The organism is Allobosea sp. TWI1241, from assembly GCF_039673065.1.
Lineage (GTDB): Bacteria > Pseudomonadota > Alphaproteobacteria > Rhizobiales > Beijerinckiaceae > Allobosea.
The window spans coordinates 559,309-585,586 of the sequence record NZ_JBDJKW010000001.1 but is presented as its reverse complement, the minus strand read 5'-3'; the positions used below and the strand labels follow the sequence as shown (position 1 = coordinate 585,586).

The window sequence follows — 26,278 nt, the reverse complement described above, 5'->3', positions numbered from 1 at the left end:
CCTCAGGCGGGATGCGCGGCGATACCGCCTCCGATCCGTGACGATCACCGCGCCCCGCGCCCGACGGACTGTTCCCGACCCGTGCCCTTCTCACTGCACCTGCCCCCCCACGGCGCCCTGATCGCGGGCCTCTCGCTGACGCGCCTGATCGGCTGGGGCTCGATCTACTACGCGCCCTCGGTTCTGGCCGCGCCGCTCGCGCGCGATCTCGGCCTCGGCCCCGCCACCGTCTTCGGCGGCATCACCATCCTGCTCGTCATCGGCGCGATGATCGCCCCGCCGCTCGGGCGCCATCTCGACCAGCGCGGCACGCGTGCGGTGATGGTGCTCGGCGCGCTGGTCTGCGCCACCGGCCTCGGCCTGTTCTCGCTGGTGCAGGGGCCGGTGAGCTATCTGGCGATCTGGCTGGTGATCGGCGTCGGCCATGCGATGCAGCTCAGCAATGCCGGCAACGTCACCGTCGCCCAGCTGACGGGCGAGCGGGCGCGGCGCATCCTCGGCCTGATGATGCTTGTGACCGGCCTGTCCTCCAGCGTCTTCTGGCCGCTCACGGCATGGATCACCGACGCGATCGGTTGGCGCAACTGCCTGTTGGTGTTCGCCGCGATGCAACTGCTGATCGTCCTGCCGATTCATGCCGCCATCCCGCGCTATCGGGCCAGGCCGCCCGAGGCGGCGCCGGACGAGGTCCTGAGCGCGATCGATCGCGGCCGCGTGCCGCCGGCCGACCGCCGGCCGGTGTTCATCCTGCTCGCCTTCGCCTTCTCCGCCAGCGGGGTGGTCTCCTGGGGCCTGCCGCTCCATGTCATCGGGCTGATGGAGAGCGCGGGCATCGGTCATGCCACCGCTGTGACGATCGCGGCGCTGGGCGGGCCGGCGACGCTGGCCGCGCGCGCGATCGACGCGGTGGCCGGCCAGCGCCTGCCGGTCGAGAAGGTCGCGCTGGTCGGGCTGGTGCTCGGGCCGCTCGCCTGCCTGCTGATGGCGACGGCGCCGGGCAATGCCATGATCGCGGGCGCGTTCATGATCCTCTACAGCGCAGCGATGGGGGTGATCGCGGTGGCCCGCGTCACGCTGCCGCTCGCGCTGTTCGGGCGCCTCGGCTTCGGCGCTATGCTCGGCCGGCTGACCGTGCCCCAGAACCTCGCCTTCGCCGCGGCGCCGCTGTTGTTCGCTGTGCTGATCGAGCGCGTCGGCCTGATGGTCACCCTGTTGCTCTGCGCCGTGCTGCAGGGCTGCGCGCTGGTGGCGATGGCGCTGATGGTGCGCCGGCTGCCGGCCTGAGCCGGCGGTCCCTCACATGCCCATGATGCGGGCGAGGCGGGCATAGCCATCGCCCAGCCCGGTCGCCTCGTCCTTGGACTGCTTGAGGAACTCCTCGAGCTCCGGGTTGAGGCGGATTGCCTCGTCGACCTCGGCCGAGGAGCCTTGCCGATAGGCGCCGAGCCGGATCAGCTCCTCCATGTCGGCATAGGTCGCCAGCGTGGCGCGCGCCTTCTGCACGACCGGGTAATAGGTCGGGTCGCAGGAGCGCGGCATGGTTCGTGACACCGATTTCAGGATGTTCACCGCCGGATAGCGGCCGCGCTCGGCGATGGAGCGCTCCATGACGATATGGCCGTCGAGGATGCCGCGCACCGCGTCGGCGACCGGCTCGTCATGGTCGCCGCCGTCGACGAGCACGGTGAACAGGCCGGTGATGGCGCCATCGCCGGTGCCCGGGCCGGCGCGCTCGAGCAGGCGCGGCAGCTCGGCGAAGACGGTCGGCGTATAGCCCTTGGTGGTCGGCGGCTCGCCGGCGGCCAGCCCGATCTCGCGCATCGCCATGGCGAAGCGCGTCACGGAATCCATCAGGCACATCACCTGCAGGCCCTGGTCGCGGAAGAACTCGGCGAGGCTGAGCGTGGTCAGCGCGGCCTGCTTGCGCATCAGCGCCGGCTCGTCGGAGGTCGCGACCACGACGATCGAGCGTGCCAGACCCTCCGGGCCGAGATCGTCCTGGAGGAATTCCTGGACCTCGCGGCCGCGCTCGCCGATCAGGCCGATAATGTTGACGTCGGCGCGGGCATAGCGCGCCAGCATCGAGAGCAGCACCGACTTGCCGACGCCGGAGCCGGCGAAGATGCCCATGCGCTGGCCGAGGCAGCAGGTCAGGAACGTGTTGAGCGCGCGCACGCCGAGGTCGAGCGGTGCGCCAACGCGGCGCCGCGCATGGGCGGAGGGCGGATCGTTGCGGAATGGCACGGTCTGCTCGCCCTGCGGCAGCGGCGGGCCGCCGTCGACGGGGCGGCCCAGCGCGTCGACGACGCGGCCGAGCCAGGCGCGGGTGGGGCGCAGGCCGGCGAGGCTGCGCTCGACATAGGCCGGGCAGCCGCGCCGTACGCCGTCGAGACCGCCATAGGGCATGATCAGCGCCTTGTCGCCGGAGAAGCCGATCACCTCGCAGGGGACTCGGCTGCCGGCGGCGATCTCGATGTTGACGCGTCCGCCCAGGCTCATCGCGCCGATCGGCCCCGAGACCTCGACCAGAAGGCCGCGCACGGCGGTGACGCGGCCGTAGACCGTCGTCGCGTCGAGCTCGCCGATCATGGCGGCGAGTGTGGATAACCGGTCGTGCCCGGGCTGGGCTGCACTCATGGGACGACGTTTACCATTCCTGCCGCGGCGGGTTAAGCGCGCCGGGGGCCGCCGGGGCCGTCTGCGCCTGGCGAGGCGCCGCGCCGGCGGCTCTGTGGACAAGCCGGCCCGTCCTGACGATCAATCCTAACGAGTTGACTGCATTTACCATTCATTAAGCCGTGTGATTAACACTGCCTTTCGAAGCCGAGACGGTTCAGCGGGCGATTTCGCATCGTTTTTCCGGGCCCGGCTTCCGCGAATGGCGCTTCGGCGGCCGGGACCAGTCCGATCCGTGTCAAATTCGACTCACTTCGACAAGGATCTTCAGGCTTCGCCCAAGAAGCGCTTGCGCGCGGGAATCAGGGTTTGTTAACCATTTCTCCGTAGCGTGTCGCGTGGCGTTTCATCGGGCAAGCGTTCGTCGGTCAGGGCCACTCGGGCGCTGGTCGGATCGAGAAATGGACGTTCGCCTCGGGGCGAAATTGGGGACGTGACATGCGGGTTCTGCTGATCGAGGACGATAGCGCGACCGCCCAGAGCATCGAGCTCATGCTCAAGTCCGAGAGCTTCAACGTCTACACGACGGATCTCGGCGAAGAGGGGGTCGATCTCGGCAAGCTCTACGACTACGACATCATCCTGCTCGACCTCAATCTGCCCGACATGTCCGGCTACGAGGTGCTGCGGGCGCTGCGGGTCGCCAAGGTCAAGACGCCGATCCTGATCCTCTCCGGCCTGGCCGGCATCGAGGACAAGGTGAAGGGCCTGGGCTTCGGCGCGGACGACTACCTGACCAAGCCGTTCCACAAGGACGAGCTGGTGGCGCGCATCCACGCGATCGTCCGCCGCTCGAAGGGCCACGCCCAGTCGGTCATCACCACGGGCGACCTGGTCGTCAATCTGGACACCAAGACCGTCGAGGTCGACGCCCAGCGCGTGCACCTCACCGGCAAGGAATACCAGATGCTGGAGCTGCTCTCGCTCCGCAAGGGCACGACCCTGACCAAGGAGATGTTCCTGAACCATCTCTATGGCGGCATGGACGAGCCGGAGCTGAAGATCATCGACGTGTTCATCTGCAAGCTGCGCAAGAAGCTGGCGAACGCCTCGGACGGCAAGAACTACATCGAGACGGTGTGGGGCCGCGGCTATGTGCTGCGCGAGCCGAACGAGGTCGAGGAACGCATTCCGGCCTGACGGCCGTCATCGCGGCGTCATCATCGCCGCCTATCCGTTTTCTCGCCTGAACGTCGGATGTACACGGCAGGCGAACGGGGACCCCGCCGAGAGGCGGGGTTTTTGTTTGTGTGGGGCTCTGTCTGGGCAGGGCAGTGAATCCGCGTGCCTGCGGCCCGCGCCGCCCTGAGGGCTTACGCGCCGCGCGGAGGCAGGGGCAGGCCGACGAAGCCGCCTCCGGCCGGCGCGGAGGAGACCGCGCGCGCGCCGGCGTCGCGATAGAGCCCGCGATGCGTCTCGTCAGGCACCAGGCTGGTGCTGATCCCGATCACGGTCTCGGCCGCGCCGAGCACGAAGACTCCGTTGGGGGCGAGGCGCTGGGCCAGCGCGTCCATGACGCGGGCCTTGGTCGGCACGTCGAAATAGATCAGCACGTTGCGGCAGAAGATCACGTCGAACTGGCCGAAATGCGCGTTCGGATCGAGCAGGTTGTGCCGCCGCAGCTCGACCATGCCGCGGATGTGCTCGTCCACCCGCCATTTGTCGCCTTCCTGCCGGAAATGACGCAGCAGCATCTGGATCGGCAGGCCGCGCTGCACCTCGAACTGGGTGTAGAGGCCCTGCCGCGCCTTCTCCAGCACCTCGGCGGAGATGTCGGTGCCGAGCAGATCGACGCGCCAGCCCGCGAGGCTCTGCGCGTGCTCGTGCAGGATCATCGCCAGCGAATAGGCCTCCTGGCCGGACGACACCGCCGCGCACCAGATGCGCAGGCTGCGGCTGGCGGCATTGGCCGCGAGCTTTTCCGGGAGGATGACGTTGCGGAACAGGTCGAACGGCGTGCGGTCGCGGAAGAACAGGGTCTCGTTCGTGGTCATCGCGTCGACCACGGCGCTTTCGAGCTCACCATGCGGCTCGCCGCGCAGCCGCTCGACCAGGGCCGGGATGTCCTCGATGCCGAGCCGCCGGCAGAGCATGCCGAGCCGGCTGTCGACGAGATAGTGCTTGTCGGTGCCGAGGCTCAGCCCGGAGCGCCGGTGCAGCAGGTCGCGCAGGAAGGCGAAATCGCGCTCGGTCATCAGGCCCGGCCCTCCGTGACCAGGGTCCGGATCGCCTGGCCGATGGCGCCGAGCGGCAGCACCGCGCTGGCGTGGTGCGCGCGCACGACGGAGCCCGGCATGCCCCAGACCGTGCTGGTCGGCTCGTCCTGGGCGATGACGGTGGCGCCGGCGCGGCGCAGCGCGCCCGCGCCGTCCGTGCCGTCGCTGCCCATGCCGGTGAGGATCAGCGCCAGCACCGAGGCGCCGAGCTGCTGCGCGGCCTCGCCGAAGAGCACGTCGACCGCCGGCCGGCAGAAGCGCACCGGCGGGCCGTCGTCGATGCGCGCCACTACCTGGCCGTGGCGCCGGTCGATGCCGAGATGGCGCCCGCCGGGCGCGACATAGATCGCGCCGCAGACCAGCGGCTCGCCGTCGACGGGCTCATGCGCCGGCAGCCCGGTCTGCACGGCGATCTGCTCGGCGAAGGAGGTCGTGAACAGCGGCGGCATGTGCTGGACGATCAGCGTGGTCAGTTGGCTGAGGGCGGGGCCGAGATCGGACAGCACGCGGGTGACGGCGCGCGGCCCGCCGGTCGAGGCGCCGATCAGCAGATAGCGCGGCGGCACCAGCGAGAGGGGAGCCGGCGGCGGTTCGGGCCGCGGCGCCGGCTCGGCGGCCATGGCGAGAACCGGCGGCGGCGCGAGCTGACGGCGCGCCTGGCGGATGCCCGAGAGCTTGGCGAAGAGGTCGCGCTGGAAGTCGAGCGAGCCGGTCAGGCCGATGCGGCTTTCCGGCTTCGGCAGCACGTCGACGGCCCCCAGCGTCATGCATTGCAGGGCGAGCCGCGCATTGCGCTCGCTCAGCGTCGTGGTCATCACCACCGCCGTCGCGGGGCTGACGCCGAGCAGGCGGGGCAGGGCGGCGACGCCGTCGAGCACCGGCATATCGATGTCGAGGATGACGATGTCGGGGCGGTGGCGGGCCGCCTGCTCGATCGCGGCCTCGCCGTCACCGGCCACGGCCACCACGTGGAAGCCGTCGCTGTCGCCGAGCCAGCGCGCGATCAGCCCGCGCACCACCACCGAATCGTCGGCGATCAGCACGGTGCTCGGCCGCTCGGTCTTCGGAAGAGGCCAGGGGCTCGGCATGAAAGGGCTTGTCGTTTCGCTGGTTCGATCGGGCGCTCGCCTCAGAGCAGGCCGATCTGGTGGAACTTGGAGGCGACGATGTCCTTGTCGAACGGCTTCATGATGTACTCGTCGGCGCCGGCGTGCATGGCGCGTGCGATATGGGCGATGTCGTTCTCGGTGGTGCAGAACACCACCTTGGGACGCTTGCCGCCGGGCATCTGCCGGAGTGCGCGCAGGAAGTCGTAGCCGTCCATCACCGGCATGTTCCAGTCGAGCAGGATGGCGTCGGGCATCTCGGCCTTGCAGGCGTCGACGGCGCGCGAGCCGTCCTCGGCCTCGGCGATGCGGAACTGCAGGCCCTCGAGGATGCGGCGGGCGACCTTGCGGATGACGGCGGAGTCATCGACCACGAGGCAGTACTTCATATGCGTGTCTCCAGGCGTCAGGCGGCCGTCGGCAGGTCGATGTCGAGGACGGCGTCGATGTCGAGCACGACGAGAAGCGACCCGTCGAGACGATGGATTCCCAGAGCCAGCCGGGCCCAGTCGCGGTCGAGATGGATCGGGACGGGTTCGAAGCTCTTGCGGTCGAGGCGCGCCACCTCGCCGACGGAATCGACGATCAGCGCGAAGGATTCGCCGCCATGCTCGATGCCGACCGCGACGCGCTCGCCACCCGCCTCGGCGCCATCCGCCATCGCGGCGGCCCGGCCGAGGCGCTCGCGCATGCCGATCGCGGTGACGATGCGGCCGCGCAGGTTGAGCAGGCCGACGATCTGCGGCGGCGCCAACGGCACCGGCGTGATGCGCGAGGCCATGAAGACGTCCTGGACGCGGCCGATCGGCAGGCCGAGGCGCTGCTCGCCGACCATGACGGTGACGTAGTCGAGCGAGTCCTCGAAGACGGGGGCCGAAGCGCTGTCGTCGTGACCGGTGCCGTTGCCGTCCGCCATCATGCCGCCTGCCTCAGCCCGGCCCTGATCTCGGCGAGCTCGGCGATCAGCGCGCGCCGGTCGAATTTCGTCACCACCGCGTCGAAGCCGCCGGCGGTCGCGGCCTCGCGCAGCTCCGGCGTCGGCAGGCTGGACAGGCCGATGACGCGCAAGCCGGCCTGGCCCGGCAGCGCCCGCAACTCGTCGGCAAGGGCGAAGGCGGCGAGGGGATCGCGGTCGAGGTCGATGACGGTCGCAGCCAGGCCGCCGAGGCGGGCGACGAGCGCAGCCGCGCCGGCGATCTCCGCGGCATGGTGGACACGCAGGCCCGAGGCCTTCAGCACGGGTACCAGCATGTCGCGCATGAAGTCGGAGGGTTCGACCAGCAGGAGATGGGCGCCGTCCTGCCCGCTCTCCTCGCGGCGGGCATGCAGCCAGCCGGGATCGGCCTTGGGCAGGTAATGGGCGAGGTCGAGGATCTCGGTGGCGCGGCCGCGGATCAGAGCGGAGCCGAGCACGCCGTCCTCGACCGTGGCGAGCATGTCGCGCTCCAGCGTCTCCTCGACGATGTCGACGATGGTGTCGACCGCCAGCGCCATGGTGAAGGCGCCGTCGGAGACGATGACCAGCGGCTGGATGCCGGCCTGGCGCAGCGCGACGCCCTCGACCGGCACCACCGGCATCAGCCGGCCGCGATAGTTCAGCAAGGTGCGGTTGCCGCCGTTCTCGAACAGCGCGGCGTCGACCTCCTCGAGGCGCGTTACCAGCGAGAGTGGCACCGCCTTCAGCGCGCCCTCGCCGACGCGGAACACCAGCATGGTGGTGCGCTCCGCCGCCGCCTCGGCCTCCGCCTCGGCAAGGGCCTGGAGGCGCCCGGCCTCGCGATGCTCGGGGGCGGCGCCGAGGCCCTGGACGATGCCATTGGGGTCGACGATCAGCACGACGGCGCCATCGCCGAGGATGGTGTTGCCCGAGAACAGCGCGATATGGCGCAGCTTCGACGAGACCGGCTTCACCACGATCTCCTCGGTGTGAAAGACCGTGTCGACCATGATGCCGAACTGGCGCTCGCCGATCTGGCTGACGACGATGAAGCCGTCCTCGACCGGGTTCCGATTCTGGCCGAGCACATTGGCGAGCGCGACCACGGGCAGCAGGCTGTCGCGCAGCCGCAGCACCGGGGAGCCGTTGATGCGCTCGATCCTGTGCTCGGAATCGCCCTTCACCCGCACCAGCTCGCGCACCATGATCTGCGGGATGGCGAAGCGCTGCCCGCCGCTCTCGACGATCAGCGCCGCCACGATCGCCAGCGTCAGCGGGATCTTGATGGTGATCGTCGTGCCGGTGCCGGGAATGCTGGAAATGTCGATCGTGCCGCGGATCGCGTCGACATTGGCCTTCACGACGTCCATGCCGACGCCGCGGCCGGAGATGGCGGAGACGCTCTGGGCGGTCGAGAAGCCGGGGTGGAAGACGAAGCGCAGGATCTGCGCCTCGCTCATCTGCCGCAGCTCGGCCTCGCTGGTCAGGCCGCGCTCCAGCGCCGTGCGGCGGATGCGGGCGATGTCCATGCCGCGCCCGTCATCGGCGATCGCGATGGTGACGGACCCGCCCTCGTGGCAGGCAGTCAGGCGGATGCGGCCGCATTCCGGCTTGCCGGCGGCGCGCCGCTCCTCCGGCGGCTCGATGGCGTGGTCGGCGCAGTTGCGCACCATGTGGATCAGCGGGTCGCGGATCTGCTCGAGGATCTGGCGATCGAGCTCGGTATCCGCGCCTTCGGTCACCAGCTCGATGCGCTTCTGCAGATCGGTGGAGAGGTCGCGCACGATCCGCGGCAGCTTCGACCAGGCGTTGCCGATCGGCTGCATGCGCGTCTTCATCACGCCGTCCTGCAGCTCGGCGGTGATCAGCGACAGGCGCTGCAGCGGCGCCTTCAGCGCTGCGTCCTCCTGCCGGCGCGCGACCTCGAGCAGCTGGTTGCGGGTCAGCACCAGCTCCGAGACCATGGTCAGGAGATGCTCGATCGTGTCGACGTTGACCCGCAGCGTCGGCACGGTGCAGGCGCGCGATCCGGCCTCCTCGGCCGGGCGGCCGGCCTCGATCGGTGCGGGGGCGGCGCGGAACTCGATGTCGAGCTCCTCGGCGGCGGCATCGCCGGCAACGCGCGCCAGATAGGCGGCGACGGGGTCGGGCTCCGGCGCCGACATCGCCTTGGCCGTGAGCTCGTCGCGCGCGCGGGCGGCGATGGCGCGCAATTCGTCGATCAGCGCATTGTCGTTGCCGTGCGGCTCCTGCCCCTTCTCGCTCAGCTCGGAGAGGATGTCCTTGATACGGTCGATCGTCTCGAGGATCGCGGTGACGGCGGTCGAGGAGACGGAGGCGCCGTCGCGCAGCTGCCCCATCACCGATTCCGCGGCATGTGTCAGGGCTTCGAGCCGGGGCAGGCCGATGAAGCCGCAGGTGCCCTTCACCGTGTGCACCAGCCGGAAGATGTTGCGCAGGATGTCTGTGTTGTTGGGTTCCCGCTCGAAGCGCACGAGTTCTCGATCAACGGTATCGAGATGCTCGCCGGTCTCGCTCAGGAACTCTTGCAGCATCTCGTCCATGCCGAGGACCGCTCGCTTACGCTACGGGACATCGCCCCGGACAATGCCGCAGAAGGGTTTAAGATCGGTTGCGGGACGCCGTCAGGCGGCGTCGGCCGCGATGCTGACAGTGTCGCCCTCGATGGCGAAGCTGATCGCCATGCCCGTCGCGCGCGCCACCATGCCGGTATAGACCGGCTGCACGGCGTGGGCGTCGATGGTGCCGCCCTCCGACTGGCCGGCCAGCAGGTCCTCGACATGCGCCGGGATGCGCGCATGCGAGCCGGTGGCGGTGATGCGGAAGCTGCCCTGCTCGCCCTCGACGGTGACGCGGCAGGTAATCTTGCCTCCCCGCGGGATGGCGTGGGTGGCCAGCGTCAGCAGGTTGAGCAGCAGCTTGACCTGGTTCTTCGGCAGCAGCGCGCGCGGCGCCTCCCAGTCGAGCGAGAGCTTCTCGTCGTTGAGGAAGCCGTTGGCGACTGTGCCGGCGTCGCCGAGGTCGATCATCGCGCCGGCCGAGCCGGCGGCGCCGAAGGCGAGGCGGGCGAATTGCAGCCGTGCCGAGGCGTTGCGGGCGCTCTTCTTGATCAGCTCCAGCGCGAAGTCGCGCATGGAGGGATCGTCCTCCTCCAGCACCTCGAGCGCGTTGACGATGGCGCCGACCGGGCTGATCACGTCATGGCAGACCCGGCTGCACAGAAGGGCGGCCAGATCGAGCGGCTCGAGCGAGATGGCGGTCATGATCCGGTCCTGGAATGCGTGCTGGGGCGGCGTTTCCGCCGCCCGTCGATGCCGCAGCATGCGCGAGGGTGGTTTGCAGGTGGTTAAGCCGGGGCGCGATGCCGGCGCGAAGCGAGTGCTGCGCCGGCGTCTTCCCCTTCGGCAGCGGATGTTCTAGCGGTTGTAGACGGACGGGACCGGCGGGACGCCGGACCGCAACGGAGGCGGTCGAGGACGCCATGACCATTCCCGCCGAGGATCCGCGCCTCGACGACCGCGATGCGCTCGCCGCTCTGCTGGCCGAGGCTGCGCGCCGTGCCGCGGCGACTTTGCTCGCCATGCGTGCCGCCCGCGACGTCAGGATCAAGGCGGACGGCTCGCCGGTCTGCTCGGCCGACATGGCGGCGGACGCGGCCGCGAAGCGGGCGCTCGCCGAGCTTTTGCCCGGCATTCCGGTGATTAGCGAGGAGAGCGTCGGCGAGGTCGCCGCCGGCCGGGTCTTCGTGCTGCTCGACCCGCTCGACGGAACCCGCGAATTCCTCGCCGACGGCGACAGCTACTGCGTCTGCATCGCGGTGGTGCGCGACGGGCGCCCCGTGGCCGGGGCGATTGCCGCGCCGGCGCTCGGCCGGCTCTGGTCGGGCGGGGTGCACGCCTTCCACCAGGCGCTCGGCCCCGCCGCCGAAGCGCGCGGTGATGCGGAGCGGATCGTGGTCTCGCCGGTGCCGCAGACGGGGCTGCGCCTGCTGGTCAGCCGCTTCCATGGCGACGCGACCAGCGAGCGCATCGCCGCCAGCCTCGGGCCGGGGAAGGGTGTGCCGGTCTCCTCGGCGGTGAAGTTCGGCCTGCTCGCGGCCGGCGAGGCGGACCTCCATCTGCGCGGCGGCACCACGATGGAATGGGACATCGCCGCCGGCGACGCCATTCTCGGCGCAGCGGGCGGGGCGGTGCTGACGCTCGCCGGCGAGCGGCCGCTCTATGGCTGCGAAGGCAGGGGCTATCGCAACCTGGCCTTCGTCGCGGCCGGCAGCGAGGCGCTGGCGCTGCGCGCGGTCGCCGCGGCACGCAGCATCCAGGGCTGAGCGTCAGTTCGCGATCAGGCGCGCGACGGCGGGCCAGGCGCCTCGGGCGCGCAGCCTGAGATCGGCATCGGCCAGGAAGGCGGCGCGGCTTTCGTCCGAGCGGAAGAAGAACAGCTCGCCGCCGATGACCGCGAAGATGCGCGGGTCGGCGTCGACGGCGATGCCCTGCGCGACGGCGCCCGCGTCGAGCCCGGCGAAGCGCGGCGTGTAGATCGCCGCGGCGGTGCGGAAGGCGGCGCGGTTGGCGGCGCTGGCGAAACGCCAGACCGTGCCGTCTAGCTGCAATTCGAATTCGGCGCGGCCGGGAACGGCGCCGTCACCGAGGTGATAGGCCACCGGGTCGAAGCCGCGCAGCGCGATCGGCGCGGCGATCCGGCGCATCATGGTCTCGCCGAGGCTCGGCAGCTCGGGCAGCCCCTGCGGCAGGGGCGAGCTGGCGCCCGCGGCCGAGGGGGACGCCAGGCCTGCCAGCAGCAGAGCGAGGCTCCCGAGCGGGGCGCGTTTCCGCCATGCTGCGGCCTTCATCGCGGCAAATCCTCGATCGAACGGGGGGGTACGAGCCGGTCGGCGCGTCTTCACCGCTTGGATACATATCGACGGTATCCAGGTTATGACTGCAACCGCGAGAATTAAAGCGGTCTTGCGCTTTATCGACGTACCGGCAAGCGGCAGGACGCCCGACGCCCGGCTCGTGCTGGAGAGGCTCCGATGAACCAGACCCGACGCGACATCCTCGCCGCCACGCTCGCACTCGCGCTGAGCACCGCGAGCGGCGCGGCAATCGCGCAGCAGCGTGGCGAGCGCCCCGAATCCTTTTCGCAGAACGAGCTGATGCAGTCAGGCCATCAGTTCTTCGGCAATGTCTCGCGCGGTCTCGCGCTCACCATCGAGGAGGCGGTGCGCCGCTGGGGCGAGCCGAACGGCTATGTCCTCGGCCAAGAGGCGTCGGGCGCCTTCGTCGGCGGGCTGCGCTATGGCGAAGGCACGCTGTTCACTCGCAATGCCGGCGACCGCAAGGTGTTCTGGCAGGGGCCGTCCGTCGGCTTCGACTTCGGCGGCGACGGCGCGCGCACTATGATGCTCGTCTACAACCTGCCGAGCGTGAACGCGCTCTACCAGCGCTTCGGCGGCGTCGACGGCTCGGTCTATTTCGTCGGCGGCTTCGGCTTCACCGCGATGACGGCGCAGGGCATCGTCGTCGTGCCGATCCGCACCGGCGTCGGCTGGCGCCTCGGCGTCAATCTCGGCTACCTGAAGTTCACCCCGCAGGCGACCTGGAACCCCTTCTGAGGGGGCAGGCCCGCTTGCTGGAATTCTCGCCTGCGCCATGGCAGGATGATCGTCCCGACCGCCGTCGAACACGGAGCCGAAGGCCTTGATCGAAGGCGTCATGCTCGCCACGCTCGGCTTCCTGACGGCGACGCTGCTGGCGCTGGCGGCGCTGCCGGCGTTGACGCGGCGGGCCGACAGGCTGGCCCGGCGCCGGGCCGAGGTGGCCTTTCCCTTCTCGCTGGCCGAGATCGCGGCCGATCGCGACCATTTGCGGGCCGAACTGGCGCTGAAGGAGCGTGCCGCCGAGCAAAAGGCGGAGCGCGGCTTCGCCGCCCGTGCCGACGCGATGACCGAGATCGGCCGGCGCGACATGGCGATCGCCGGGCTGGAACGCGATCTTGCGGCGCGTGACGGCCGCATCGGCGAGCTGGATGCCGCATTGGCGCAGCGCACGCAGGAGGGGGAGCGCCTGAGCGAGACGCTGGCCGAACGCGAGGCCGGGCTCGCCGACGCGCGCAGCATGATCGCCCGTCTCGAGGCCGAGCTCGCCGAACTCGGCGCCGCGCGGGAGGCCCTGCAGGCCGAGGCCGACGCGCAGCGCGTCGGGCTGGTCGAGGCCGGGACCGTACGCCTCGGGCTCGAGGCGCGGCGCGACGAGCTCGCGGCCAGGCTCGGCACCAGCGAGCAGGCGCTGGCCGAGGCGCGGGCCTCGCTCGCGGCGATGACCGTCGATCGCGACAGCGAGCGCCTGCGGGCCGACGCGCTGGCGAGTCGCACAGCCGAACTGGAGGCGACGTTGCGCGCTTCCGACGGCCATGCCGTGGCGCTCGGCGAGCGGATCGTGGCGCAGGAGAGCGAGATGAAGGACCTCAGTGCCGCCCGCGCCGAGCTGGAACGCCGCGTCGCCGGGCTGGAGGCCGAGCTGGCGCTCGCCGCCGGTCGCGCCGAGACGCTGGCCACCGGCCTCGCCGAGGAGGTGGAGCGCCATCGCGCCGCGCTGCGCGAGCGCGACGAGGCGGTCGAGACGCTGCATGCCGAGATGCTGACCCTGAAGGGCGCGCGCGATCAGGCGCGGGCCGACCGGTCCGGGCTCAAGCGCGAACTCGCGGCGCTGCGTCGCCAGGGCGCCTCCGCCGGGCGAGCGGGCGACGAGGCGCTGCGCCAGGAGATCGTCCGCGTCGCCGACCTGCTGCTCGCCGCCGCCGACAGCCGCGAGGCGGCGGAATAGCGCAGGCCAGCCGCGTCGCCCCCGGCCCGAATTGCCGTCACGGAGCTTCCCAGCGTCACCGAACATGGTCTAGGGAGGGCCGTTGCCGCGGCGCCTTGCCGGCGGCCGTGATGCTCTGGTTTGGATGATGACGGATATCGTTTGCATCGGCGAGCCGCTCGGCGAGTTCAACGCGACGCGCGGCGAGGCCGGCGAATACCGCTTCGGCCATGGCGGCGACACCTCGAACTGCGCCATCGCGGCGGCCCGCCAGGGCGCCAAGGTCGCCTATATCGGCGCGCTCGGGGCCGACGAGGCCGGCCGCTCCTTCCGCGAGCTCTGGCGCAGCGAGGGCGTCGACGACAGCCATGTCGGCACCCATCCCAGCGCGCCGACAGGCCTCTATTTCGTCTCGCACGGCCCGCAGGGGCACGTGTTCTCCTATCTGCGCGCCGGGTCGGCCGCGAGCCTGTACGGGCCGGCCGATCTGCCGAAGGAGCTGATCCGCTCCGCCAAGGTGATCCAGGCCTCCGGCATCAGCCAGGCAATCTCGGCCAGCGCGGCGGACGCGGTGTTCGAGGCCTTCGACATCGCGCGCCAGGCCGGCGTCGTGACCGCCTACGACACCAATCTGCGCCTGAAGCTCTGGCCGCTGACGCGGGCACGCGCCGTCATCCACGCCGCCTGCGAGATGGCCGACATCATCCTCCCGGGCCTCGACGACGCCCGCCTGCTCACCGGGCTGACCGAGCCCGAGGCGATCGCCGACTTCTATCTCGGCTTCGGCGCGCGCGTGGTCGCGCTGACGCTGGGCGATGCCGGCTCGCTGGTCGCGACGCCCGAGCGGCGCCAGCGCTATGTGCCGATCAAGGTCGCGGCGATCGACGCCACCGGCGCCGGCGACTGCTATGACGGCGCCTTCCTCGCCGAATACATCCGCACCGGCGACGCCTTCGCGGCCGCCGCCTACGCCAACGTCGCCGCAGCCCTCTCGACGCAGGGCTACAGCGCCGTGGCGCCCCTGCCGCGCCGCGCTGATGTCGAGGCCCGCATTGCCCTGGAGGCCGTGAACCGGTCATGAGCATTCCCGTCCTGACCCAGGCGGGCGAGCTTCTCGCCCGCTACGAAGTGCTGATCAGCGATGTCTGGGGCGTCGTGCATGACGGGCTGCTGGCGCTCGATCCGGCCTGCGCCGCGCTGACGGCCTATCGCGCGCAGGGCGGCGCCGTGGTGCTGCTCTCCAACGCTCCCGGCCCGTCTGAGCAGGTCGGGCGCGCCATCGACGGCAAGCGCGTGCCGCGCAGCGCCTGGGACCGGCTGGTCACCTCGGGCGACGTCACCCGCTCGCTGATCGCCGAGACGCATCTGCGCAAGGCCTATCATATCGGCTGGGCCAGCGACCGCTCGATCTTCGCCGGCTTTGACGTCGAGGTCGTCGGCGAGGAGGAGGCGGAGTTTGTGGTCGCCACCGAGCTCAACGACTACCGCACCGAGCAGCCGGAGCAGTACCGGCCGCTGCTGGAGCGCTTCGCGGCGCGCGGCTTGCCCTTCATCTGCGGCAACCCCGATCTCGTCGTGCATGTCGGCCACGATCTGCTGCCCTGCGCCGGCGCGCTGGCGCTGATCTACGAAGAGCTCGGCGGGCAGGTCGCCTGGGCCGGCAAGCCCTATCGCCCGGCCTATGAGATGGCGCTCGCCGCGGCGTGCGAGGTGCGCGGCGGCCGCGATGTCGATCCGGCCAAGGTGCTGGTGATCGGCGATGCGGTGCGCACCGACCTCGCCGGCGCCCGGCTGATGGGCTTCGACAGCCTCTTCATCGCCGGCGGCATCCATCGCGACGAGACGATCCGCGACGGCGTGGTCGATCCGGCCGGGCTGGCGCGCGTGCTGGCCGATCACCGCCCGCTGCCGTTGGCGGCGATGGCGGCGCTGGGCTGACGCCGCTCAGACCGGCGGTGGCCCGCCACGGCGCAGATGCTGGCCGATCGCCGCGAAGAGCCCGCGGAACGGCCGGAAGACGAGGCGAACGGTCGCGCGGCCGGGCGGCACCTGCACCGCCCGGAAGAGCAGGTTGGCGCGCAGCAGCGGCGCCGGCCTGCCGTCGACCTCGACCTGCCACCAGGGCTGCCAGACGTCGTTGAGCACCACGAAACCGCCGCGTGGCGCGTCGACCGCGAGCGTGACCTCGGTGTTGCGATAGCCTGTGATCGCGACCGTCCCTTGCGTCGCCGGGCCGGTCGGCAGCGGCGGCGGCGGGCCTTCGAGCAGCACGGTGCGGCGCGGGTCGAAGCCGGCGGGCCAGCGCCCCGAGGCGAGGATGCCGGCGAAGTCCGCCTCCTGCGCCTCGGTCACCAGCAGCACGCGCGGCAGGGCGCGCGGGTTCTCGTAGACATAGGCGTCGGGTGTGCGGGCGATCTGGACGAGATCGCCCGGCGCCAGCCGCTTGTCGATCTCCGTCACCGGAACGCCGGTGGCGATGAAGCGCAAGCCCAGCATGTCGGCGAGCAGCGAGCGATAGGACGGCATCAGGGCCGAGAAGCCGCGCTGGTCGGGCAGGGCGACATGGTCGCCGGCGCCGGTCGCAGCGCTGTAGAGGCCGAGGCGCAGCGGGTTGTAGCCCAGCGTGTTGTCGAGCCCGTGCACGAGGCTGGCATTGGGCCAGTGGAAGCCGAGGCCCGCCAGCTCGACGCGGTCGCGGCGGTCGGGCCCGGCGGTGCGGGCGGTCTCGCGTTTCAGGAGCGCGATCGTCTCGTTGGGGCTGTCGGCGCGGAGAACCTCGTAGGTGGCCGGCGGCAGCGCAGTCGATTCGTTGGGGCCGTTGTTGACCCCGAGATCGACCGTCATCGCGACGGCGAGGATGATCGCGGCGGTGGTGGCATGGCCGCGCAGCGCGAAGCCGCGCGCGGCGACGACCGCGCCGGTGACCAGCACGAGGCAGAGCCCGGCGATGGCGAGCGGCCGCAACGCCAAAGCGAGCTTGCCCGAGGTCGAGGCCAGCCAGAGCATCGCGGCGGCAGCGAGCGCCAGCAGCAGGCCGACGATCAGGATGCGCCCCCGCGTTGGCCGTATCTCCGGCTCGCTCATCAGCAGATGGGTGCAATAGCCGCCGAGGATGGCGAGCAGGGCGCCGAGCGGAAAGAGCGCGTCGGCAGGGCGGCGGAAGAGGTCGACGCCGGGCAGCCGGAACAGCAGCTCGAAGGCCGGGGTGTAGCGGCCGAGCGCGTACAGCAGCACGAGCAGCGTCGCGACCGCCGTCGCGGCGATCTCGCGGCGCAGCAATCCGCCGCGCAGCACCCCGACCGAGAGCAGCATCAGCACCGGCAGCAGGCCGAGATAGAGCTGGCCCATATTGCGCGCGAGATAGAGGCCGAGCGGGCCGAAGCGCGCCTCCCAGCCCGGGCTCGGCGGGCCCCAGAAATCGGCGAGCGGCCCGTCGGCGCCATAGAGATTGGCGACGAGGCCGGTGAACAGCGAGGCCGGGTGGAGCGAGCCCTTGCCAGCTTCGACCAGTGCGATGACAGGGCGGTTCGAATCCTGGGCGAGAAACAGCGTCAGCAGGATCGGTACGGTGGCGACCGCCAGCCCGCCGAAGCAGCCGGCGAGCAGCGGGCCGAGGCTGGCGCGCGCCGCACGCAGCCGCTGCGGCGTCGCCAGGATCGCCGCCAGCACGAGGCCGGCCAAGACATAGACAGCGATCAGCGCGACCTGGTCGCGGCCGAGCACCATCAGCCCGGCGCTGGCGCCGGCCGCCGCGCCATAGCGCCAGGAGCCCCGCTCCAGCGCGCGCGACAGCAGCAGCAGGGTGACGGCGAACCAGGACAGGCTCAGCACCTGCCCGACATGCTGGATGCGCCACGACGCGGCGGCGCCGAAGGCGAAGGCCAGCGCGCAGACCACCGCTCCGGCCGGGTGCCAGCCGCGGTCGCGGAAGAGCAGGACGAAGCAGAGCGCGCCCAGCAGCAGCGAGCCGAACAGCGCCCCGTCGCCCCAGCGGAAATCCGGCGCCGGGTTGAGGACGGCGATCAGCGCATGGATGGGTGAGAAGATCAGCGATTGCGGATCGGCGATCTGCGGCGAGCCGGCGAAGACGAAGGGCGTCCAGAACGGCGATTCACCCCTGGCGAGGCTCGCGGCGAGGAATTGCAGCTGCGGCTGGAAATGCGCCTTGGCGTCCCAGGGCACGGTGACGACGCCCGACAGCCAGGGCCAGGCCAGCGCCAGCCAGCAGGCGCCGACGATGACGCAGGTCCGCGCCAGCGGCCAGGGCTGCGGAGGCACGGCATCGGGCATCGGCATGGGTTCGGACATCGTCGCGTCCTGCCGCAGCGCGGCGCCGGGTTCAAGCCGTGCCGGTCAGTCCTGCGGCGCGGCCCGCTGCATCAGCGCGTCCATGTCGATCATGTGCCCGGCGCGGTCGCGCTTGGAGGCGAGGTAGCGAACGTTATGGGCGTTGGGCCGTCCAAGCACCCGCCGCGTCGCGGCGACCTCGAGCCCGGCATCCTCCAGCGCGCCGATCTTCACCGGGTTGTTGGTCAGCGCCATGACCCGGCTGACGCCGAGCTGGCGCAGCATCTCGGCGGCGAAGTCGAAATGCCGCTGGTCGAGGTCGAAGCCGAGCACCTCGTCGGCGTCGTAGGTATCCCAGCCCTGGCTCTGCAGGCGGTAGGCCCGCATCTTGTTGGAGATGCCGTTCCCCCGGCCTTCCTGGTCGAGATAGAGCAGGATGCCGCCCTCGTTCTGCGCCATCCAGCCGACCGTCTCGCGCAGCTGGTCGCCGCAATCGCATTTCAGCGAGCCGAACAGGTCGCCGGTGAGGCAGGCGGAATGCAGGCGCACCGGCACGGCGGTGGAGAGATCGGGCTTGCCGACGATGATAGCGACCTGGTCACGCAGGCCTTCGCCGCCACGGAAGACGACGAACTCGGTCTCGGGCGCACCCTCGAGCGGCACCGGGGCACGGCCGACGATGGCGAGCGAGGCGACCTGCTGCGCCCGGTAGCCGGAGACCGCCGCCATCGAGACGGCGAGCAGCGGCTCGCCGGCTACCGCTTCGGCGGACACCGGCACGACGATCACGGCGGGCAGGACCAGTGCGAGGCGGGCGAGTTCGAGCGCGACGCCGTCGAGCGCCGAGGCCGGGCTGACGGGGGCGTCGACGCGCGCGTCCTGGCGCAGCGCCAGCGTCTCAATGCGTGTCGCGTCGAGCTTCGGCATGGCGAGGATGCCCGGCTCGCTGCGCCCCTTGGCGCCGAGCCGGCGCAGGCGCGCGGCGGTGAGGACGAGGCGGGCATGGCCCTCGGCAAGCGTCTCGACACGCTGGGCGAGATCGGCGTCGATCAGCTCGGCGGAGAGCACGAGAGCGGACAGGCCGTCGCCCTGCAACAGGACCGGGCGCGCCGCACGGAATTCTGCGAGGGCGCGATCGACGGCGATCATCTCGGCTTCGCCGGACCGCCCGAAAAGCATACGCGACTGTGGCATGCGAAGGTCCATCATATTGGGCCGTTCACGGCTGTTGACGGGGCGGGCGAATGCCCCGGCATGGGGCGTAACGAGAGCAGGTAACCGACAACGCCGGAACCGGGTCCTTGTTCCCGCGCGCGGGCGGGCGGAAAGCGCAGCAGCCCTGTCGGCAGCGTCTCCGATATCGGTGTCACATTGAACAGCCGGTGAATGATGGCCTCGCTCCGTTCCCTGTCCATGTGGGCGCATCGTGGCGGAAAGGCAATCGCCGCCGGGGTCGCGGGGGCTGGCTGGGTGCTCACCATTCGGTGTGCCGGGCGGCGCCGTCGCAGATTTCCGCCAACCGCCGGCGCGTGCCGGGTGTGGTGGCGTCCGGCAGGGCCGCGAGCGGGAAGAAGCGCGCCTCGGCGATCTCGCGGTCGGGGACATGGGGAGCGATCTGAACGAAGGCGCGCACCACGAAGACCGCGACATGGTCGCGGCGGGAGACATGGCGGTTGAGGAAGACGCCGTGCAGCGACGCCTCGCCGGTGATCGCGATATTGGCCTCCTCGCGCAGCTCCTTGGCGAGCGCGTCGTGGATGGTCTCGCCGGGCTCCACCCCGCCGCCGGGCAGGTGCCAGCCCGGTGTGTAGGTGTGCCGCACGAGCAGGACGGTCCCGTCCGCGCCCAGAACGGCGGCCCGAACGCCCATGGTCATGCCGCGCCTGAAGCGGAACCAGAGATGCAGCAGGCGGCCGAGCCCGCGCCGCAGCCCGCGCGGCACGCGGTCGGCGAGGGAGAGCGGCGGGGCGGTCGCAGGAGGGTTCGTGCTCATCGCGGAGGCGCATCCTAGCGCAGACCTGTCGGGGAGCGCAGCCGCCGCGATGCGGAAAGAGCTGCAAGCACAAGGGGATCCGAGACGGTCGCCGCCAACCTGCCGGTTTTGCTTAACAATTGGTCAATTGCTCATGCGTACGGCGCATGACCGAACGTCGTTTCGCCGCTCGACCCAACACAAACGCGCCTTAAATAAGGAGCAGGAGGCTAGCGCACATCGCTGGATCACAATCATGCTTCTCGCTTTCATCGCCGCCCGCCTGCGCGCCAAGCCCCGCTTCTTCTGGAAGCCCTCCGTCACGCTGACCGACCCGCGCATCGTCTCGGAGCTGGCCGGTTCCTCGTACTGATCGCCAGCCTTTGCGGCTGCGTCATCTGCGCGCGCCGGCGGCGTCGCGCTTGACGGCGCGGCGCGGCTGAGGGCAAGCGCAGGGCGTGTTCAGGCTCGCGCATCTGTCCGACCCGCATCTCGGCCCGCTGGCGCGGTTCTCTCTGCGCGAGCTGATCGGCAAGCGTGCGACCGGCTATGTGAACTGGCGCCGCAAGCGGCGCCATGCGCACGACATGGACGTTCTGGCGCTCGTCGTCGCCGATCTCCTCGCCCAGCGCCCTGACCATGTCGCCTGCACCGGCGATGTCTCCCATATCGGCCTGCCCTCGGAATTCGAGACGGCGCGCTCCTTCCTGGAGACGCTGGGGCCGCAGGACGCGGTCAGCTTCGTCCCGGGCAATCACGACTGCTACACCCGCTCTTCGCTCGCGGCGCTGGCGCGCCGGCTCGGACCGTGGAGCTGCGGGGACGACCATGCCGCCGGCTTCCCCTGGATCCGCCGGCGCGGGCCCGTCGCGCTCATCGGGATCAATTCCGGCATCCCGACCATGCCGCTGATGGCGACCGGCCGCGTCGGGCCGGCACAGCTGTCGCGCGCGGCCGAACTGCTCGCCCAGGCGCGCGCGGAGGGGCTGATCCGCGTCGTGCTGATCCATCATCCGCCCTATGTCGGCGGCGCGCGCCGCACCCGCGAACTGCTCGATGCCGAGGCCTTCGAGGCGATGCTGCGAACGGCCGGCGCCGATCTCGTGCTGCACGGGCACAATCACCGCTTCTCGCTGGCCTGGCGGCCGGGGCGCGAGCGCGACGTGCCGATCGTCGGCGTGCCCTCGGCCTCGATCGGCCCGCGCGGCCATGGCGAGCTCGGCGCATGGCATCTGCTGCATATCGGCGGCAGCGCGCAGGCGCCGGAGGTTGCGCTGGAGCGCCGGGCTTTCGACCTCGACGGCACGGTGCGGCTCCAGCAGATGGTCTCGCTCGGCGGGGGCGGCGGCCTGGTCTGAGCGCCGCCGCACCGGCCGCGGGCCTGCCGCGGCCGGGAGAGCCTTTGCGATCAGACGCAGCGGCCGCCGTCGACGGCCAGCACCGAGCCGGTGACCATCTCGGATTCGTCGGAGCAGAGGAACAGCGCCGCATTGGCGATGTCCTGCGGCGTCGAGAAGCGGCCCCAGGGAATCGTCGCGGTGAAGGCCTTGCGCTTCTCCGGCGTGTCCTCGCCCATGAAGGTCGCCAGCAGCGGCGTCTCGCCGGCGACGGGCGCGATGGCGTTGACGCGGATGCGGTCCGGCGCGAGCTCCACCGCCATCGACTTCGACAGCAGGTTCGCGGCGCCCTTGGAGCCGTTGTACCAGGTCAGGCCGGGGCGCGGGCGGATGCCGGCGGTCGAGCCGATATTGAGGATGACGCCGCCGCCATGCTCGCGGAAATGCGGCACCACCGCCTTGGCCATCAGGAAGATCGACTTCACGTTGACGTCGAAGACGCGATCGAACTCCGCTTCGGTGATGTCGAGCATCGGCTGGTTGCGATGGCTGATGCCGGCATTGTTCACGACGATGTCGAGGCGGCCGAAGCGTTTGATGATGCGCGCCACGGCGGAGTCGACGCTGCGCGCCTTGCCGACGTCGCAGCCCACCGCGAAGGCTTTGCGGCCGATCGCCTTGGCGGCTTCCTTCGCCTTGTCGGCGTTGATGTCGAGCACCGCGACGCGCGCGCCCTCCCGCACGAAGGTCTCGGCGATGCCCAGGCCGAAGCCCTGCGCGGCGCCGGTGATCAGCGCGGTCTTGCCCTTCAGTCTCATGACGTTTCCTCAGACGCTCGGTTCTTGTCCGGCGACTGTGGGCTGTTTCGGGCGCGGGGATAAATAGGGTTTCGCGATTGGTCGGATAGCGGAATTGTATGGGCAGGCGGCCGGGCCGGCGCGCCTGCCTCAGCCCTCCAGCTCCTCGCGCAGCATTTCGAGTTCGAGCCAGCGCTCCTCGGTAGTGGCGATCTCGCGCGAGACCTCGTCGAGGCGCGCCGTCACCTTGGCGAAGAGCTTCGGATCGCGGGTGTAGAGATCACCGGCCAGCGCCGCGTTCAGCTTGGCCGCCTCGGCCTGCAGCGTCTCCAGCGCCTTCGGCAGGGTCTCCAGCGCGTGCTTCTCCTTGAAGGAGAGCTTGCGCTTCTGCTGGGCTGCCGCCGGCTGGGCCTTCGGTGCTTCCGCCGCCTGCCGCTGCTGGGGCGCGGCGTTGCGGCTGCGGGCCCCGACGCCGCGGCCGCGCTGGGCCAGCATGTCGGAATAGCCGCCGGCGAACTCGGTCCAGACGCCGTCGCCGTCCGAGATCAAAGTGGAGGAGACGGTGCGGTCGAGGAAGTCGCGGTCATGGCTGACCAGCAGCACCGTGCCGGGATAATCGGCGACCAGTTCCTGCAGCAGGTCGAGGGTCTCGATGTCGAGGTCGTTGGTCGGCTCGTCGAGCACGAGCAGGTTCGATGGCCGGGCCAGCGCGCGCGCCAGCATCAGTCGGCCGCGCTCGCCGCCCGAAAGCGCGCCGACCGGCGTGCCGCGCTGGATCGGCTGGAACAGGAAGTCCTTCATGTAGCTGATCACATGGCGCGGCTGGCCGCCGACCATGACCTGGTCCGAGCCGCCGCCGGTCAGCGCGTCGCCGAGCGGCGTCGCGGGGTCGAGGCTTTCGCGGCGTTGGTCGAGCGTCACCATCTCCAGCGCTGTGCCGAGCTTCACCGTGCCGGAATCGGGGGCGAGCGCGCCGGTCAGCAGGTTGATCAGCGTGGTCTTGCCGGCGCCGTTGGGGCCGACGATGCCGATCCGGTCGCCGCGGGCGACGCGCAGCGACAACGACTTGACGATGCTGCGCTCGCCATAGGCCTTGCTGGCGTCGACGGCCTCGATCACCAGCTTGCCCGAGCCCTGGGCCTCCGCCGCCTCCAGCCTGACCGAGCCGACGGCGTGGCGGGCGGTGCGGCGCTGCTCGCGCAACGAGTGCAGCTCGCCGAGGCGGCGCTGGTTGCGGGTGCGCCGGGCGCTGACGCCGTAGCGCAGCCAGTCCTCCTCGCGGGCGATCTTGCGGTCGAGCTTGTGGCGGTCGAGCTCCTCCTGCGCCAGCACCTCGTCGCGCCAGGCCTCGAAATTGCCGAAGCCACGCTCGCTGCGGCGGGTGTGGCCGCGGTCGAGCCAGATCGTGGCGCGCGAGAGCGCCGTCAGGAAGCGGCGGTCATGGCTGATCAGCACCATGGCGGAGCGCAGCGAGGCCAGCTCCGATTCGAGCCATTCGATCACCGGCAGGTCGAGATGGTTGGTCGGCTCGTCGAGCAGCAGGATGTCGGGCTCGGGCGCGAGCACGTGCGCCAGCGCCGCCCGGCGCGCCTCGCCGCCCGACATGCTGGCCGGGTCCTCGTCGCCGGTCAGGCCGAGTTCCTCGAGCAGATAGCGGGCGCGGTAGCTGTCGTCGCCCGGCCCGAGCCCGGCCTCGACGTAGGCCAGCGCGGTCGGGAAGCCGGAGAAGTCCGGCTCCTGCGGCAGGTAGCGGATGGTGGCGCCCGGCTGGACGAAGCGCTCGGCCCCGTCGGGCTCGACCAGGCCGGCGGCGATCTTCAGCAGCGTCGACTTGCCGGAGCCGTTGCGCCCGACCAGGCAGACGCGCTCGCCGGCCGAGACGGCGATCTCGGCGGTTTCCAGCAGGGGCTGGCCGCCGAAGGTGAGCGAGACGTCGCGAAGATGCAGGAGGGGAGCCATGGCGTATCCGGTTGCGAAGCCGCCGGGATAGACCGGGCGGGCGCGGCTGTCACGCCCGCAGCGCCTTGCGCAGCAGCCGGGTCGCCGGCCGCTCGAAGCGCTCGTAGATCAGGAAGGCCGAGGAGACCGCGATCGCCAGGGCGATCAGCGTGAAGGTGAGGGTGGCGCCCGGCGCCAGCCGCAGGAAGACCTCGCGCAAGCCCCGCATCACGAAGGGATGGACGAGATAGAGCGCGTAGGAGGCGTCGCCCAGCCAGGCGAAGCCGCGCACCAGCGCCGAGGGCGCGGTCTGGTTGCGGCCGCAGGCGGCGGCGGTGACGAGCAGGATCGCCGGTACGCCTTGCAAGAACAGCGCGCTCCAGCCGGTCTGGGGCCGGGTCTCGCCGGCGATCGCCAGCAGCACGCCGAGCGCCAGGGCGACCATCAGCCAGCGCAGCGGGCCGGGCAGGCGCAGGCCCCGGCCGCGCAGCAGGGCGATGCCCATGCCGGCGACGAATTCCAGCACGATCGGCTGGGCCCAGAAGTCGAAGGGCAGCGGAAACGGGCCGGCCAGCTCGCGGATCGCCACGAAACCGGCGAGCAGCAGCGTCACCGCCGGGATCACCGCCCGCGCCGGCAGCAGCAGCGCGACGGCGAACAGGCTGTAGAACAGCATCTCGTAGTTCAGCGTCCAGCCGAGCGAGAAGATCGGCTGGATGTCGCCGGCGGCATTGGCCATCGGCCAGAACAGATAGGAGGCGGCGATCTGCGCGGCGCCGGGGGCGGCCGAGTTCAGCAGGCCCGGCGTCGCCAGCAGCGCGATCAGGAAGAGCGTGGTCGCGACCCAGTAGAGCGGGAAGACGCGCGCCACGCGCCTGGCCAGGAAGAGGCGCGCCGAATCCGGCTGGCCGAACAGCCCGGTGCTGCTGTGGACGATGATGAAGCCCGAGATCACGAAGAACAGGTCGACGCCCGCCGGCCAGGGCAGCAGGCGCGAGGCGGTGAAGCTCTCGCCGGCGCGCGCGGCGATGATCGCCGCATCGGCCTGGATGTGATGGAACACCACCATCAGCGCGGCGAGCGCGCGCAGGACCTGGATGCCGTAGAGCGGTGTCAAGGAACGGTGTCTCGGGCGTCGGGCGGGTTCTAATGTTCTGCGGGCCGGCGCCGCAGCGTCACGCAAACCACAACCGCGCCGGATCGTCGAGCCCGAAACGCGCCGGATCGGCCGCGATCGCCGCCAGACCCCGTTGGGCCGCATCGTCGATCGTGACGACCGAGAGCGAGAACCGGGCGGCGAGATCCTGAACCGGCGCCTTGTCGGCGAAGACGCTCGCGATGGCGGCGCGGTCGGCGAGCGGCAGCAGATGCGGGGCGATGCCGCCGGCGATGGCGACGCCGCCAGTCGCCTTGAAGGCGAGGGTGAGGTCGCCGGCGATGCGGGCGAGCAGGCGCCAGAAGCACACTGAGGCCATCACCGCCGCGGGATTGCCGTCGCGCGCCATCAGGCTGATATCGGCCGCGCCGACATCCGGCTCGTCGATGCCGCCCTGCCTGCGGATGGCGCGGTGCAGGCGCACCAGCCCCGAGCCGCTGAGCAGGTCCTCGATCGTCACGCGCGCCGTGCCCTCGGCCAGCAGCGGCCAGAGCTTCTCCTCGGCGGTGCCCTGCGGGCCGATGCCGATATGGCCGGCTTCCGTCGGGACGATGACCGAGCGATCGCCGCGTATGACCAGGGCGGCGGCGCCGAAACCGGTTCCGGGGCCGAGCACCAGCTTCGTGCCGTTCGCCTCGGGCCGGCCCTCGACCAGCCTGTCGACATCGGTAGGTCCGAGCACGGCGAGCGAGGCGGCCAGCGCCTCGAAATCGTTGACGAGCAGCCCCTGCTCCAGCCCGAGCACATGGCCGAGCACCGGCCCGTCGAAGGCCCAGCCGGCATTGGTCAGCTGCGCGCCGCGCCCGTCGAGCGGACCGGCGACGGCGAGCACGGCAGAGCGCGGCTTCTCCTCCATCCCGGCGAGCACGGAGGTGAAGGCGGCTTCCGCCGTCGGATGGGCCCCGGTGGCGATCCGGGCCAGCGGCTCAGGCGCCGCGCCGTGGCGGGGCACCAGCGAAAGCCGGCAATTCGTGCCGCCGACATCGGCGACGAGGACCGGGCCGGGAAAAAAGGCGGTGCTGCTCACGCCGG

General features: G+C 71.1%; 23 protein-coding genes. 8 read left to right on the top strand and 15 right to left on the bottom strand.

Features of this window, described 5'->3' with window-relative positions; translation table 11 throughout:
- Positions 1 to 81 precede the first annotated feature (81 nt).
- Positions 82 to 1,284 carry an MFS transporter gene (locus ABE438_RS02820; RefSeq protein WP_346500972.1) on the top strand — a complete coding sequence of 401 codons (1,203 nt, stop codon included), beginning with the start codon at positions 82 to 84 and terminating at the stop codon, positions 1,282 to 1,284.
- Positions 1,285 to 1,296: 12 nt separating this feature from the next.
- On the opposite strand, the gene fliI is transcribed toward ABE438_RS02820, so the two are convergent.
- Positions 1,297 to 2,589 (bottom strand): flagellar protein export ATPase FliI, encoded by a 1,293-nt coding sequence (gene fliI, locus ABE438_RS02815; RefSeq protein ID WP_346501039.1) that lies wholly within the window; start codon positions 2,587 to 2,589, stop codon positions 1,297 to 1,299.
- Between the two features lie 525 nt (positions 2,590 to 3,114).
- Here fliI and ctrA point away from each other — a divergent pair.
- Entirely contained in the window at positions 3,115 to 3,816 is a 702-nt protein-coding gene (ctrA, locus tag ABE438_RS02810) for a response regulator transcription factor CtrA (protein ID WP_346500970.1), read from the top strand.
- 173 nt (positions 3,817 to 3,989) lie between these two features.
- On the opposite strand, the gene ABE438_RS02805 is transcribed toward ctrA, so the two are convergent.
- From ABE438_RS02805 to chpT, 6 genes are all read right to left on the bottom strand, one after another.
- On the bottom strand, positions 3,990 to 4,871 hold the full coding sequence (locus ABE438_RS02805) for a CheR family methyltransferase (protein ID WP_346500968.1): 882 nt from the start codon (positions 4,869 to 4,871) through the stop codon (positions 3,990 to 3,992).
- Complete coding sequence (cheB, locus tag ABE438_RS02800; protein ID WP_346500966.1) at positions 4,871 to 5,980, bottom strand: chemotaxis-specific protein-glutamate methyltransferase CheB; 1,110 nt, start codon at positions 5,978 to 5,980, stop codon at positions 4,871 to 4,873. The genes ABE438_RS02805 and cheB overlap by 1 nt, the downstream gene beginning before the upstream one ends.
- 41 nt (positions 5,981 to 6,021) lie before the next feature.
- The gene (locus tag ABE438_RS02795) at positions 6,022 to 6,387 is read right to left on the bottom strand and encodes a response regulator (RefSeq protein ID WP_346500964.1); all 366 of its coding nucleotides are present in this window, start codon (positions 6,385 to 6,387) and stop codon (positions 6,022 to 6,024) included.
- A gap of 17 nt (positions 6,388 to 6,404) precedes the next feature.
- Positions 6,405 to 6,917 carry a chemotaxis protein CheW gene (locus ABE438_RS02790; RefSeq protein WP_346500962.1) on the bottom strand — a complete coding sequence of 171 codons (513 nt, stop codon included), beginning with the start codon at positions 6,915 to 6,917 and terminating at the stop codon, positions 6,405 to 6,407.
- A complete protein-coding gene (locus ABE438_RS02785) occupies positions 6,914 to 9,499 on the bottom strand; it encodes a hybrid sensor histidine kinase/response regulator (RefSeq protein WP_346500960.1) in 2,586 nt (861 codons plus the stop codon). The genes ABE438_RS02790 and ABE438_RS02785 overlap by 4 nt, the downstream gene beginning before the upstream one ends.
- 81 nt (positions 9,500 to 9,580) lie before the next feature.
- Positions 9,581 to 10,219 carry a histidine phosphotransferase ChpT gene (gene chpT, locus ABE438_RS02780; RefSeq protein WP_346500958.1) on the bottom strand — a complete coding sequence of 213 codons (639 nt, stop codon included), beginning with the start codon at positions 10,217 to 10,219 and terminating at the stop codon, positions 9,581 to 9,583.
- Positions 10,220 to 10,437: 218 nt separating this feature from the next.
- On the opposite strand from chpT, the gene ABE438_RS02775 reads away from it, so the two are divergent.
- Positions 10,438 to 11,280 carry a 3'(2'),5'-bisphosphate nucleotidase CysQ family protein gene (locus tag ABE438_RS02775; RefSeq protein ID WP_346500956.1) on the top strand — a complete coding sequence of 281 codons (843 nt, stop codon included), beginning with the start codon at positions 10,438 to 10,440 and terminating at the stop codon, positions 11,278 to 11,280.
- A gap of 3 nt (positions 11,281 to 11,283) precedes the next feature.
- Here ABE438_RS02775 and ABE438_RS02770 read toward each other — a convergent pair whose 3' ends face one another.
- Positions 11,284 to 11,805, bottom strand: coding sequence for a YHS domain-containing (seleno)protein (locus ABE438_RS02770; protein ID WP_346500954.1), 522 nt, complete (start codon positions 11,803 to 11,805; stop codon positions 11,284 to 11,286).
- A 183-nt stretch (positions 11,806 to 11,988) separates the two neighbouring features.
- Here ABE438_RS02770 and ABE438_RS02765 point away from each other — a divergent pair, with 183 nt between their 5' ends.
- The 4 genes from ABE438_RS02765 (at position 11,989) to ABE438_RS02750 (ending at position 15,697) form a co-directional block, all read left to right on the top strand.
- On the top strand, positions 11,989 to 12,570 hold the full coding sequence (locus tag ABE438_RS02765; protein WP_346500953.1) for a DUF1134 domain-containing protein: 582 nt from the start codon (positions 11,989 to 11,991) through the stop codon (positions 12,568 to 12,570).
- A gap of 85 nt (positions 12,571 to 12,655) precedes the next feature.
- A complete protein-coding gene (locus ABE438_RS02760) occupies positions 12,656 to 13,780 on the top strand; it encodes a coiled-coil domain-containing protein (RefSeq protein ID WP_346500951.1) in 1,125 nt (374 codons plus the stop codon).
- Between the two features lie 127 nt (positions 13,781 to 13,907).
- A complete protein-coding gene (locus tag ABE438_RS02755) occupies positions 13,908 to 14,840 on the top strand; it encodes a sugar kinase (RefSeq protein ID WP_346500948.1) in 933 nt (310 codons plus the stop codon).
- The gene (locus ABE438_RS02750) at positions 14,837 to 15,697 is read left to right on the top strand and encodes a TIGR01459 family HAD-type hydrolase (RefSeq protein WP_346500946.1); all 861 of its coding nucleotides are present in this window, start codon (positions 14,837 to 14,839) and stop codon (positions 15,695 to 15,697) included. The genes ABE438_RS02755 and ABE438_RS02750 overlap by 4 nt, the downstream gene beginning before the upstream one ends.
- A 6-nt stretch (positions 15,698 to 15,703) precedes the next feature.
- On the opposite strand, the gene ABE438_RS02745 is transcribed toward ABE438_RS02750, so the two are convergent.
- The 3 genes from ABE438_RS02745 to ABE438_RS02735 form a co-directional block, all read right to left on the bottom strand.
- Positions 15,704 to 18,067, bottom strand: coding sequence for a glycosyltransferase family 39 protein (locus ABE438_RS02745; RefSeq protein WP_346500945.1), 2,364 nt, complete (start codon positions 18,065 to 18,067; stop codon positions 15,704 to 15,706).
- Positions 18,068 to 18,112: 45 nt separating this feature from the next.
- Positions 18,113 to 19,225: a GTP cyclohydrolase II RibA gene (gene ribA / locus ABE438_RS02740; protein WP_346501038.1), complete on the bottom strand. Its 1,113-nt coding sequence runs from the start codon at positions 19,223 to 19,225 to the stop codon at positions 18,113 to 18,115.
- A 295-nt stretch (positions 19,226 to 19,520) separates the two neighbouring features.
- Positions 19,521 to 20,039 carry an NUDIX domain-containing protein gene (locus tag ABE438_RS02735; protein ID WP_465248536.1) on the bottom strand — a complete coding sequence of 173 codons (519 nt, stop codon included), beginning with the start codon at positions 20,037 to 20,039 and terminating at the stop codon, positions 19,521 to 19,523.
- A 437-nt stretch (positions 20,040 to 20,476) separates the two neighbouring features.
- Between ABE438_RS02735 and ABE438_RS02730 the strand changes: the two genes are divergently transcribed.
- Positions 20,477 to 21,376, top strand: a complete 900-nt coding sequence (locus ABE438_RS02730) for a metallophosphoesterase family protein (RefSeq protein ID WP_346500943.1) — start codon at positions 20,477 to 20,479, stop codon at positions 21,374 to 21,376.
- A 50-nt stretch (positions 21,377 to 21,426) separates the two neighbouring features.
- Here ABE438_RS02730 and ABE438_RS02725 read toward each other — a convergent pair whose 3' ends face one another.
- The 4 genes from ABE438_RS02725 to ABE438_RS02710 form a co-directional block, all read right to left on the bottom strand.
- Positions 21,427 to 22,173, bottom strand: a complete 747-nt coding sequence (locus tag ABE438_RS02725) for a glucose 1-dehydrogenase (RefSeq protein WP_346500941.1) — start codon at positions 22,171 to 22,173, stop codon at positions 21,427 to 21,429.
- Positions 22,174 to 22,302: 129 nt separating this feature from the next.
- Positions 22,303 to 24,111, bottom strand: a complete 1,809-nt coding sequence (locus ABE438_RS02720) for an ABC-F family ATP-binding cassette domain-containing protein (RefSeq protein WP_346500939.1) — start codon at positions 24,109 to 24,111, stop codon at positions 22,303 to 22,305.
- A gap of 49 nt (positions 24,112 to 24,160) precedes the next feature.
- Positions 24,161 to 25,207: an acyltransferase family protein gene (locus ABE438_RS02715; protein ID WP_346500937.1), complete on the bottom strand. Its 1,047-nt coding sequence runs from the start codon at positions 25,205 to 25,207 to the stop codon at positions 24,161 to 24,163.
- Between the two features lie 58 nt (positions 25,208 to 25,265).
- Entirely contained in the window at positions 25,266 to 26,273 is a 1,008-nt protein-coding gene (locus ABE438_RS02710) for a glucokinase (RefSeq protein WP_346500935.1), read from the bottom strand.
- Positions 26,274 to 26,278: the final 5 nt, after the last annotated feature.